Annotated in this window: 9 protein-coding genes; all 9 read right to left on the bottom strand. The window is 61.4% G+C overall.

Features of this window, described 5'->3' with window-relative positions:
• Positions 1–2: 2 nt before the first annotated feature.
• The 9 genes from BJN45_RS03855 to BJN45_RS03815 all read right to left on the bottom strand — a co-directional run bounded on the left by BJN45_RS03855 (position 3) and on the right by BJN45_RS03815 (position 11,747).
• Positions 3–770: a 3',5'-cyclic-nucleotide phosphodiesterase gene (locus tag BJN45_RS03855; RefSeq protein WP_076092205.1), complete on the bottom strand. Its 768-nt coding sequence runs from the start codon at positions 768–770 to the stop codon at positions 3–5.
• Positions 771–772: 2 nt separating this feature from the next.
• Entirely contained in the window at positions 773–2,983 is a 2,211-nt protein-coding gene (locus tag BJN45_RS03850) for a CHASE2 domain-containing protein (protein ID WP_076092203.1), read from the bottom strand.
• 22 nt (positions 2,984–3,005) lie between these two features.
• On the bottom strand, positions 3,006–3,701 hold the full coding sequence (locus BJN45_RS03845) for an FHA domain-containing protein (RefSeq protein ID WP_076092201.1): 696 nt from the start codon (positions 3,699–3,701) through the stop codon (positions 3,006–3,008).
• A gap of 15 nt (positions 3,702–3,716) precedes the next feature.
• Positions 3,717–4,529, bottom strand: a complete 813-nt coding sequence (locus BJN45_RS03840) for a Stp1/IreP family PP2C-type Ser/Thr phosphatase (protein ID WP_076092199.1) — start codon at positions 4,527–4,529, stop codon at positions 3,717–3,719.
• A 34-nt stretch (positions 4,530–4,563) separates the two neighbouring features.
• Entirely contained in the window at positions 4,564–7,083 is a 2,520-nt protein-coding gene (locus tag BJN45_RS03835) for a CHASE2 domain-containing serine/threonine-protein kinase (RefSeq protein ID WP_076092197.1), read from the bottom strand.
• A 95-nt stretch (positions 7,084–7,178) separates the two neighbouring features.
• Entirely contained in the window at positions 7,179–8,135 is a 957-nt protein-coding gene (locus tag BJN45_RS03830; protein ID WP_076092195.1) for an ornithine cyclodeaminase family protein, read from the bottom strand.
• Between the two features lie 75 nt (positions 8,136–8,210).
• Entirely contained in the window at positions 8,211–9,104 is an 894-nt protein-coding gene (gene sucD, locus BJN45_RS03825; protein ID WP_076092193.1) for a succinate--CoA ligase subunit alpha, read from the bottom strand.
• Between the two features lie 10 nt (positions 9,105–9,114).
• Positions 9,115–10,275, bottom strand: a complete 1,161-nt coding sequence (gene sucC / locus BJN45_RS03820; protein ID WP_076092191.1) for an ADP-forming succinate--CoA ligase subunit beta — start codon at positions 10,273–10,275, stop codon at positions 9,115–9,117.
• A 134-nt stretch (positions 10,276–10,409) separates the two neighbouring features.
• On the bottom strand, positions 10,410–11,747 hold the full coding sequence (locus tag BJN45_RS03815) for an MATE family efflux transporter (protein WP_076092189.1): 1,338 nt from the start codon (positions 11,745–11,747) through the stop codon (positions 10,410–10,412).
• Positions 11,748–11,753 lie beyond the last annotated feature (6 nt).

Here is an 11,753-nt window from a genome sequence, read left to right as displayed (position 1 = left end):
GATCAAAACTCGAAAATCTGGTTGTTCTGCAGCATGCGCGGCGAGAAATCGGCGAGACAGAGGGCGATTTCCTCCATCGTCAGTTCGACCTGCCCCGGCTTGAGATGGGTGATGTAGATGTCACATTCGCGTTCCAGCTTGAGCAGTTCACTGGCCAGCAGATCCGGACAGAGATGGCGCGACACCCGGGCCAGTTCCCGCTCTCGGTTGGAGAAGGCACATTCGATGATCAGCGTGCGCAGGTTGCCGATGCGATTCACCGCACGCCAGAAGGCATCGCAGGGCCCGGTATCGCCCGAGAAGACGAGGCTGCCGCGCCCGGAATCGATACGGTAACCGACTGCCGGTACCGTGTGATCAACCGGCAGGGGAGTGATCGTTCGCCCCCCGAGTTCGATCGACTGACCAACGGGCAGCGACTGATAACGCAGGAAGGGCTTTTCCGGGCTCGGCACTTCGGAAAAATCCGGCCAGATCGCCCAGTTGAAAATGTGATTGCGCAGGATTGTCAGGACCGAATCGGTGCCGTAGACAGTCAGTGGCTGGCTGCGCCGGTCGGCCACGGTGTCGATCATCAGCGGCAGCGAAGTGATGTGATCGAGGTGGGTATGGGTCAGGAAGACATGATCAATGACCGCCAGTTCGGCAATCGACAGGTCACCAACACCAGTGCCGGCATCGATCAGGATGTCGTGATCGATCAGCAGCGATGTCGTCCGCTGGTTGCGTCCGCCGATCCCGCCGCTGCACCCGAGTACGCGAAGTTTCATGGTCATTTGCTCTGGAAAGCCGTGACACCGTCCCAGTCGCTCGCCGGCGGCTGGCTGCGCAGCGTGGCAACCCGTTCCTGGTAAAGGGCATACAGGCGACGATCGGGAGCCTGACGCTGCAGGTTGAACAACTGCAACTCGGCCTGCTCCCAGTTCTGAGCCCGGTACAGGCGCAGGAAATGCTGCCACTCACGTAGCGCCTCAAGCGCCTCGGGCGGCACCTCGGCCGTCAGTCCCAACGGCTCGTAGATGGCTACCGGGACCTCTTTCCCCTTGACCCGGACACGGTCCAGTTCGCGGAAGGAAAAATCGTCGAGCTTGTTGCGTGTCGCCTCACCCACAACGATATCGACACCATATATCTTGGTGATGCTCTCCAGCCGCGAGGCCAGATTGACCGCATCACCCATCACCGTATAAGCCTTGCGTACCGGCGAGCCCATGTCGCCGACGGTCACCACGCCGGTATTGAGACCGATGCCGATGTGCAGTTCCGGCCAGCCGCGCGCCCGGAACGGCTCCGCCAGTTCGCGGACCACCCGCTGCATGGCCAATGCGGTCGACAAGGCGTGCCGGGCGTTTTCCGGATCCGCCACCGGCGCGCCCCAGAAGGCCATGATGGCATCGCCGATGTACTTGTCGAGCGTGCCGCGATTGGCACGGACCAGAGCCGTCATCGCCCCCAGGTATTCGTTCATCAACTGGGTCAGCTCGCGTGGGTTCATGCCCTCGGACAAGGCGGTAAAACTGCGGATGTCGGAGAAGAGAATGGTCAGCTCCTCGTTGCGCCCTTCCATGCTGTAGCTTTCCGGGTCCTTCGCCATCTCGTCGACCAGCTCCGGCGGCACATACTGGCCGAACAGGTCGGCGAACTGGCGTTTCGCATGGGTTTCGACAAAAAAGCCCCAGGACATGTTCAGTGCATAGAGCACGAGGATCAGCAGCAATGTTGGCGCCAGTGGCAGGACCAGTCCGGCGCCATACCACAGGGCATAATTGAAGCCGCTTGTCAGCGCCAGTGCCGCCAGAGCCAGCAAGCTCGCCCGGAACGGCGACAGCAGCGGCAGCAGCAGGACCAGCAGTATCCCGACCAGTAGCATGCCGACGAGCTCAAGTGCCATCAGGTAGCCCGGCCGGGCCTTGATCGTATCCGACAGCATGCCGCCAATCAGGTTGGCATGCACCTCGACCCCCGGATAGACGCCGCCTACCGGTGTCGTGCGCAGATCCATCAGCCCCGGCGCGCTGGCGCCGACAAGGACGATGCGACCGGCCAGGGTCTCAGGGGAAATTGCCCCGTTCAGGACGTCGACCGCAGAAATATAGGGAAAGCTCTTCGCCGGTCCCCGATAGGGCACCAGGGCACCAGCCTCGTCATCCACCGGAATGCGCAGCACTCCGCCATCCGAATGAACATCAACCCATTCGATCTCCGCCCCGTCGTCGGGAAAACCCAGGCTGAGCTGGCTGTTTCCGAGCAGGCGGCGAACAACCGCCAACGACAGTGCTTCGTAGTACGCATCCTGATATTTGACCACCAGCGGCACCCGGCGCGAGCTGCCATCCGGATCGACCAGCGGATTGAAGTGCCCGGCGCTGCCTGCCGCCAGCTGCAATTCCGGGAGATTGGCACCAAAACCCTGCCAGGAAAGGAAAGATTCATTGCGCCCGGCGAAACTGCCAGCGGGAAACACCGGTTCCGGTAACAGGCCAGCGTGTCTTGCGTGATGCTCGTGGGAAAAATGGTAGCCAAGAACGACTGGCCGCCCCCGCAGCGTATCCGCCAGTTGACGGTCGTAATCCAGCGTCGGCCGCAATCCGTTCAACGCACGCTGGAATGCCGCGTCCCCCTGCAGCGCCTCGCTGGCTATCCGGTCCAGCACCTTGAGGCCGGAACTGTCGTCCGGCTCGGCGAAAACCACGTCGAAGCCGATGACGGCGACCTGGTAGTCATCCGTCAGCTTGCGCACCAGTTCGGCAATGACATTGCGCCCCCAGGGCCAGCGCCCGATGCCAGCCAGGCTCTTCTCGTCGATATCGACGATAACGATGCGGTCATCCACGGTCCCGGGCATGGAAACCCGGACACGGGCATCGTAGAGATAGTCTTCCAGCACCGAAATAAACGGAATCCGCCAGTTCCAGCTGGCATGGCCGAGCAGGATGAACAGACAGAGCAGACCAAGCACGATGCGCGGAAAATGCTTCCTCATCACCGGGCTGCTTCCTGAAGGCTCAAGCCTTCAGGAAGAACTCCATCTTGATCCCGGCAATCTCGATCACATCGTGATCGCCCAGCGCATGCGCCTGGGCGTCGAGTTGCCGACCGTTGACCACCGGAAAGGTCCCTCCTTCGACATGGGTGATGAAGTAACCATGCGGTCGCCGCGCAATCACGGCAACCTGCGTTCCCGGCTTGCCGAGGGTTGTCAGGGTTTTCTGCAGCGCCAGTTCCTTGCCGGCATTGGGGCCGTTGAGCAACTGGATCGCCGCCGGCGGCACCGCGGTCGGCCGCGAACTGACGCCGACATTGGAGCGCACGCCGATATCGGTAGGCTCCAGTTGCAGTTCCGCCGCCTGCTTGGCAGGTGCAGCACGAACGACGGCTGACTGCTCTGTTTCCCCGGCCGTTGCCGTGACCTGCTGGTCGGACATGTATTTCAGCTTGTACTTGCCGAGCTCGATGACATCGTTGTTGCGCAGGAAGTGTTTCTTCACCGGCTGACCGTTTACCAGCGTGCCATTGGTGCTGTTGAGATCCTCAAGGAAGGAATCTGCCAGAATGGTGACAACGACTGCATGCTCGCCGGAAATCGCCAGATTATCGATCTGGATGTCGTTGTGCGGCTTGCGCCCGATCGTCAGACGCTCCTTGTCCAGCACGATTTCCTTGAGCACCAGACCATCCATGGAAAGAATCAGTTTCGCCATCTTGTCTTCCTCAACTCACTTCAACTTGGCCAGCAGCTTCTGCCACCAACCGCTGGGCGCTGCATAATCACCCCGAACCCGGACCAGGATGACCGACACGTTGTCCCGCCCACCATTCTCGTTTGCCCGTTCAACCAGTTGCGTTGCCGCCAGCGCCAGATCCCGGTCATGGTCAAGCAACACCTCGGCAATCTCGTCATCGACGAGCATGTCGTTCAGGCCGTCCGAACACAGCAGCAGCAGATCCCCGGGAAGCACATCATGCACGCCAATCTCGACATCCACTTCCGGTTCTATTCCGAGTGCCCTGGTGACCAGATTCTTGTTTGCCGAGAAGCGCGCTTCTTCCAAGCTAATCATGCCACTATCAATCTGTTCCTGTAAGAGGGAATGATCCTTGGTCAGTTGTCTGAGATCCTCCGCTCGCAAGCGATAGACCCGCGAATCACCGACGTGGGCCAGATACAAGCGGTTGTCGAGAAACCACGCAAAAACCAGTGTCGTACCCATGCCGGAATATTGGGGCTGGCTTTGCGAGGCATTGAAAATGGCCGCATTGGTACCGCATATTTCGTCGTTGATCAGTTGCTCGGGATGCGCCAGCACCTCTTCATCGGCACCTGGGCCCGTCAGCAAGCGGGAAAAGCTGGTCGACAACAGGGTCGTTGCCATCCCGCTGGCGACTTCACCGGCGTTATAGCCGCCCATGCCGTCGGCCAGTATGGCAATCCCCAGGCCGGCATCGGCGAACACGGCATCCTCGTTGTGCGAACGGATCACCCCCGGATCGCTACACACCGCCACATCCAGCGCATCAAGCAGATTCATTCAATCCCTCTCCAGTATTTTTCAGCGGTGGCCGTCATGCCACCACCCTCAGGCAACCGCGCAACGCCTCGGCCATCTCGCTGCCGCGTTGAAAGCGCCGGTCCGCATCCTTGTCCAGCGCCCGCTCGATGACAGTCACCATCGCCGCCGGCAGATCCGGTGCATACCCACGGATATCAGCCGGCGGCTCGTTGGCAATCCGGAACATCAATTGCGCCAGGGAATCGCCGGCAAATGGCAGTTGACCGCAACATAGCTGATACAGCGTCACGCCGAGCGAGAACAGGTCGGAGCGACCATCGATCTTCTTGCCGGCAAGCTGCTCCGGCGACATGTAGGATGGCGTCCCCAGGACCATGCCGGTTCTCGTCCGCGACGAATCGGTAAGGCGCGCAATGCCGAAATCGGTGACCTTGACCTGGTCGCTGTCCGGCTCGAACATGATGTTGGCCGGCTTGATGTCACGATGCACGACATTCTGTGCATGGGCGTAGTCGAGCGCATCGGCCACCCGCGCCACGATCGACACGACCAGCGGCAGGGGCATCAGCTTGCCGGGTTTGCACCAGGGCAGGAGGTCGCGCCCCTTGAGGAACTCCATCGCGATATACGCCAGATCCTGCTCCTCGCCGGCATCGTAGATGGTGACGATATTCGGATGATTGAGGCGGCCGGCGGTCTCCGCTTCGCGGAAAAACCGCTGCTTGACCTCGTCCAGTTCATCGGCTTCGAAGGTTTGTGCCAAAGCCATCGTCTTGATTGCAACGACCCGATTGATCTTCGGATCGCGCCCCTGGTAAACCACCCCCATCGCGCCCTTGCCCAGTTCCTTTTCGATCCTGTAGCGACCGAGCATCGGCTGCTCCACCTGCGCATCACCGAGGATCAGCGTGCCGGCAGCAGTCTGACCGCGCGCCCCCGCCAGCATCACGGTTTCCGACATCTGTTTGGCCCGGGCGATACGCTGCGGCAGATCGCGGAAACCGAGATCGTGCTCGGCCATGTGACGGAATACCGCCTCGGCCTTGTTGAACTGTCGCTTACGCTCGTAATCCAGGCCAAGATTGTAAAAATTCTCCATCAGCCCCTGGTCCATCGGACACTTGCGGAATTTGTCGAAGGCCATGTCGAGTTGCCCCTGGCCCTGGAAAGCCAGCGCCAGCATGCGGTTGGACTCGGCCGACTCCTGTTCGGAGCGCTCCTTGCCACGCTCGGTGCCGAGAAAACGCCGGGTCGTCAGCAACAGATGGCCGACCAGCAACAGGCTGAGCGCCCCCATCAACGGCACCCAGATACCGAGGCGAAGCATCAGGCCGAAGTGCGCGGCCAGCAACGAAGCCAGCAACACCAATGTACACACGGCGCCCATGCCGGCGCCCAGTTGCGGCAGGATCAGCGCCAGATAGATGCCGACCAGCAGCAGGACGCCAAGACTGACCCAGGGGGACCAGACGGGTGTCACGAAAAAATCTTCCTGCAGGATGCTGGATACCGCATGCGCCAGCGACTCGACCGGCGACATGGCTGGCGACACCGGCGTCACCTGCGCGGTACCGATACCGGCAGCAGTCGCCCCGATGAGCACGATCTTGCCCGCATACTTGGCGGCTGGAATCCGGCCGCTGAGCACGTCATAGAACGAATCCACCTGGAAAGGCGCCCGCCCGTCCACATCACGGTAGAAAAAGGTATTCATCCGGGTCGCCGGATCGGTGACGATGCGCAGGCTGCCGAGTTTCACTTCCTCGCCCAGCCGGACCTGGATGTCAGCCGGCCCGAGATTGAGACTGCGGGCAGCCAGGATCAACGACAGCGACGGGTAATAGGCATCGAAATACTGGACGACCAGGGGCTCGCTGCGCACACCACCATCGACATCCTGGCTGGCATTCAGATGACCGAGCGCAACCGCCCGGGTACCGAGGATGTCCACCGGCACCTGGACCTGCCGGGCCGGCAAGGCAAAGCCCTCGCCGGGCTGCACGCGGGTCAGGCGCCCGGCCGTGACGAAATCGGGCAGCGCCTTGTCCGGTCGGCCATGCGCCTCGCCCAGTTCAAACAGGATCGGCAGCGCCACATTGTTCGTCTGCGCAAAGCTGCCAGCCAGCTTCCGGTCGGTATTGAGCGCCTGTTCTGCAGCCCCCAGCACGTCGGTCAGTTCGCCGATTACCGGCAGCGGCTCACCGCCATCGATGATCGACTGATTGACGATGTCGATCAACCGGGTGATGTAGACGTAGCCGGGATCAAGCTGCGGCTCGGAAAAGAATATGGTGTTGCCGACAACTTTGGCCCCGGCAGCGCCAAGCAGGTCGTTCATGCGCGCATGCAACTCGCGCGACCAGGGCCAGCGGCCGATATTGGCGATACTTCGATCATCGATGGCAATTACCGCCACCTTGTCCGATGGGCTACGGCTCGCGGCCTGGACACCGAGATCGTAAGCCTTGCGCTCCATGCTCTGCAGCAGGTCTGATGCCCCGGCCAGCAACATCGCGACGGTCACCAGCAGGCCGAGGAACCAGTCCTTCTTCCAGAATGCCGCTTTCGCCATACCCTCCCCCATCGAATGCCGCTTCCCGCCAGCAGCCTCCCCTGAGACCGTCATGCCGGCGTATTGTTGACCGGACAGACTGCCCGGTCAAACCCTCATTGCAGCGGAATTTCCTGCCCCAGGCCTCGCGCCAGCGCCGCCTCGAGCACACGCAAGCCCACCGCCAGATCCTGGATGGCCAGCCCCTGCGACTCGAACAGCGTTATCTGTTCGGCATTGATGCGTCCCGGATGACGGCCAATGATGATTTCGCCAAGCTCGACCAGTTGCCGCACCTGCAACCGCCCCTTCTCCAGCAAGGGCAGCAGGTCACCGGCTTCGGCCAGCGCCGTCGCCACGGCATCGACGGCAATCACGTCGCAACGGCGGATCGCCCCTTCCGACAACTCCTGACGAATCAGCGCGTTGGAACCGGCGGCATTGACATGTACGCCTGGCTTCAACCAGTCAGCATCGAACAGCGGCGATGCGGCACTGGTCACCGTACCGACCAGATCGGCATCACGCACGACATCCTCGGCATTGCTCGCAGCCACCACCCTTCGTCCGGTCAACTCGCTCAAACGGGCACAAAAGCCCGCCAGCTTTTCCGGGTTGCGCCCGAAAACCTTGACCAGTTCGATCGGCATTGCCGCGCAGATCGCCCGGACATGGCCTTCGGCCTGCCAGCCGCTGCCGAAGACGCCGGCCACCGTTGAGTCCGGACGGGCCAGCCAGCGTGCTGCCACACCGCTGGCGGCGCCGGTGCGCATCATGCCGAGATAGTTGGCTTCGATCACTGCTTTCAATCGACCGCTGGCCGCATCGAACAGATTGACCAGGAAGCGGTTGCCGGAACGGTTGCTGGTGTAAGCCTTGTAGCCAATGACGCCCTGCGCCGGCAGCGCGCCCTGCAGGATGTGCAGCACGGTTTGCGGCAGGCGGCTGCGCTGGCGCGGCGTATCCAGCGCCTGGCCGAGCGCCAGGTCGCGGTGTGCCGATTCGACGCCGGCCAACGCCATTTCTGCGGTCAACACCTGCCTGACGTCACTTTCCGTAAGGAATACAGCCATGATCCAACCTCCACAAAGCGGACGTAAAAAAGGCGGACACAAGGCCCGCCTTCTTTGTCGAGCAAAGCTCGGAGTTTACAGCAAGGCCTTCAACAGCTTGGCCATTTCCGACGGGTTCTTGGTCACGGTGAAACCACAGGCTTCCATGATTTCCAGCTTGGCATCAGCAGTGTCGGCACCGCCGGAGATCAACGCACCAGCGTGACCCATGCGCTTGCCAGCCGGAGCGGTGACACCAGCGATGAAACCGACGATCGGCTTCTTCATGTTTTCCTTGCACCACATCGCGGCTTCAGCTTCGTCCGGACCGCCGATTTCGCCGATCATGATGACGGCGTCGGTATCCGGATCGTCGTTGAACATCTTCATGACGTCGATGTGCTTCAGACCATTGATCGGATCACCACCGATACCGACTGCGGAAGACTGGCCGAGACCGATTTCGGTCAGCTGACCGACGGCTTCGTAGGTCAGCGTACCGGAACGGGAAACGACGCCGATGCGACCCTTGCGGTGGATGTGACCCGGCATGATGCCGATCTTCACTTCGTCCGGGGTGATCAGGCCAGGGCAGTTCGGGCCGAGCAGCAGGGTCTTCTTGCCGCCCTTGGCTTCCTTTTCCTTCATCTTGTTGCGCAGCATCAGCATGTCGCGAACAGGAATGCCTTCGGTGATGCAGATGGCCAGATCGAGGTCGGCTTCGACAGCTTCCCAGATCGCCGCAGCAGCGCCCGGGGGCGGCACGTAGATGACGGAAACGGTAGCGCCGGTTTCAGCGGCAGCTTCCTTGACCGAAGCGTAGATCGGGATGTTGAAGATCGACTCGCCGGCCTTCTTCGGATTCACACCCGCGACAAAGCATTCCTTGCCGTTTGCGTATTCCTGGCACTTTTCCGTATGGAACTGACCGGTCTTGCCGGTAATGCCCTGGGTGATGATCTTGGTGTTCTTGTTGATCAGAATAGACATTCAATGCTCCTTACTTGACCGCAGCAACGATCTTGGTGGCGGCTTCGGCCATGGAATCGGCAGAGATGATGGGCAGACCGGAATCCTTGAGGATCTGCTTGCCCATGTCTTCGTTGGTACCCTTCATGCGGACGACCAACGGCACCGACAGATTGACTTCCTTGGCTGCGGCAACGACGCCGGTAGCGATGGTGTCGCACTTCATGATGCCGCCGAAGATGTTGACCAGAATGCCCTTGACCTGGGTGTTCTTGAGCATGATCTTGAAGGCTTCGGTGACCTTCTCGGTCGTGGCACCGCCGCCGACGTCGAGGAAGTTGGCCGGCTCGGCGCCGAACAGCTTGATCGTGTCCATCGTGGCCATGGCCAGGCCGGCACCATTCACCAGGCAGCCGATGTTGCCGTCGAGCGAGATGTAGGCCAGATCGAACTTGGAAGCTTCGATTTCGTCGGCATCTTCTTCGTCCAGATCGCGCATGGCGACGATTTCCGGCTGACGGTACAGCGCGTTCGAGTCGAAGTTGAACTTGGCGTCAATTGCCTTGACGGTGCCGTCGCCTTCGTGGATCAGCGGATTGATTTCGGCCAGCGAAGCATCCGTTTCCATGTAGCAGGTGTAGAGCTTCTTCAGCGTGTCGATACACTGCGGAATGGAGCTTTCCAGCATGCCCATGCCCTTGGCCAGTTCCAGGCCCTGCTCGTCGGTCAGACCAACCAGCGGATTGACGAAGACCTTGACGATCTTTTCCGGGGTATTGTGGGCAACTTCCTCGATGTCCATGCCGCCTTCGTAGGAAGCCATGATGGCCACCGACTGGGTAGCGCGATCGGTCAGCGCAGCGACGTAATATTCGTGCTGGATGTCAGCGCCTTCTTCGATCAGCAGGTGACGGACCTTCTGGCCTTCCGGACCGGTCTGGTGCGTGATCAGCTGCATGCCGAGAATCTGGCCCGCGTATTCGCGCACTTTTTCGAGGGAGGTAGCGACCTTGACGCCGCCGCCCTTGCCACGGCCACCGGCGTGAATCTGCGCCTTGACGACCCAGACCTTGCCGCCCAGGGTTTCAGCTGCCTTGACTGCGTCTTCGACGGTCGTGCAGTGAATCCCGCGCGGAACCGTAACGCCGAATTTCTTCAGGAGTTGCTTGCCCTGATATTCGTGAATTTTCATGCGCTTTCCTTGCGTTGAGTTGAGTTGCGAGCTTTGAGCGGCGCCAACAGTCCCCCAGCCCCGCCCGGTTATACTTCTTCGAGCCAAAAATCTTACCACAGCCGCAACGAATTATTGCAGGCCAAAATTCATAATTACGAACGACTTTCGGTCAACCGCATGACCTTGTAGAGCAAGGGCAGCAACAAGCCCGCCGCCGCCACCAGGCTGATCACTGCCGCCAGCCAGAAACCTGCGACGCCGAGCGCCGGCTGCGAGCGGTAACACAGCCAGGCACCAAGCCCCAGACCGATGCCCCAGAAGCAGAATGTCTGCACCAGCATCGGCAAAAAAGTCACCCGGTAGGCACGCAGCGCATGACCGGCAATCGTCTGCAGCGCATCAAAGAACTGATAGATCGCGACATAGGCGATCAAGCCCAGCGCCACGGCACGCACTGCCGGATCGTCGGTATAGCCGGCCACCAGCGGCACGGCCGCCAGCCACAGCAGGATGCCGAGCAGCAACGAACTGAGCGCAGCCATGACCAGCCCGGCCCGCACCGTGCATCTGGCCAGAGGCCAGTCGCGCGCGCCGAGGGCCTGCCCGACCGCAGCCATCGTCGCGATTCCCAGCGACAGTGGCAACATGTAGGTCAGCGCCGACAGGTTGGCGACGATGCGATGCCCGGCCACCACCGTCGCGCCGAGCGAGGCGATGAACAGGCTGACCAGCGTGAAGGCGGTGATTTCAACCAGATTGGAGAAACCCATCGGCAAGCCAAGACGCAGCAGTTCGCGCCAGCTTGCCGGGCGCGGCCCCTGCCAGTTGGAAAACGGCCGGTAGCGTCGCCCGAGCGAGCCGAAATGCAGCCACAGCGCGGCGGTTGCGCAGGCCAGCCAGCCGATCAGGATATTCGACAGCGCACAACCGACAACGCCCAGCGGCTCGCCCAGCCATCCCTGCTGCGCCAGCCCCCAGGCCAGCAGCGCGTGAATGCACAAGCCCGCCAGGCCGATACCCATCAGCACCCGCGGCCGTCCCAGCGCATTGCAGAAAGCGTAGAAGGTGCGATACAGCAGCGCCGCCGGCAGGCTCCAGGCAAGCAGCGCGAGATATTGCCGGACTTTGGCGTCGACCGCAGCATCCATGGCAAAAGGATCGAGCACGAAGCCTGGATGGGTCAGAAACAGGATACCGGGGATCGCCAGCAGCAAGGCCAGCCAGAATCCCTGCTGCAGGACGCCGGCCACTTCATCATCGCGCTTCGCGCCATGCAGGTGCGCCACCACCGGTGCCACCGCCTGGACCACACCGACCAGCCCGAACACCACCGAGACATGGATGCCGCCGCCAATCGCCACCGCCGCCAGGTCCACCGGGCTGACATGCCCGAGCACCGCGGTATCGACCACCATCATGCCGATGGAGGCCAACTGGGCGATCAGGATCGGAAAGGCATGGCCGATCAGGCCGCGCATTGCGGTCAACATGGCATT

Origin of the sequence: Azonexus hydrophilus (assembly GCF_001956855.1) — a bacterium.
Taxonomy (GTDB): Bacteria; Pseudomonadota; Gammaproteobacteria; order Burkholderiales; family Rhodocyclaceae; genus Azonexus; species Azonexus hydrophilus_A.
Note: the sequence above shows the minus strand (reverse complement) of the source record. Positions and strands in the feature narration are given on the sequence as shown.

Coding starts and splice junctions, on each gene's coding strand:
- BJN45_RS03855 (WP_076092205.1), bottom strand. CDS start 770: ATGAAACTTCGCGTACTCGGGTGCAGCGGCGGGATCGGCGGACGCAAC.
- BJN45_RS03850 (WP_076092203.1), bottom strand. CDS start 2,983: ATGAGGAAGCATTTTCCGCGCATCGTGCTTGGTCTGCTCTGTCTGTTC.
- BJN45_RS03845 (WP_076092201.1), bottom strand. CDS start 3,701: ATGGCGAAACTGATTCTTTCCATGGATGGTCTGGTGCTCAAGGAAATC.
- BJN45_RS03840 (WP_076092199.1), bottom strand. CDS start 4,529: ATGAATCTGCTTGATGCGCTGGATGTGGCGGTGTGTAGCGATCCGGGG.
- BJN45_RS03835 (WP_076092197.1), bottom strand. CDS start 7,083: ATGGCGAAAGCGGCATTCTGGAAGAAGGACTGGTTCCTCGGCCTGCTG.
- BJN45_RS03830 (WP_076092195.1), bottom strand. CDS start 8,135: ATGGCTGTATTCCTTACGGAAAGTGACGTCAGGCAGGTGTTGACCGCA.
- sucD (WP_076092193.1), bottom strand. CDS start 9,104: ATGTCTATTCTGATCAACAAGAACACCAAGATCATCACCCAGGGCATT.
- sucC (WP_076092191.1), bottom strand. CDS start 10,275: ATGAAAATTCACGAATATCAGGGCAAGCAACTCCTGAAGAAATTCGGC.
- BJN45_RS03815 (WP_076092189.1), bottom strand. CDS start 11,747: ATGTTGACCGCAATGCGCGGCCTGATCGGCCATGCCTTTCCGATCCTG.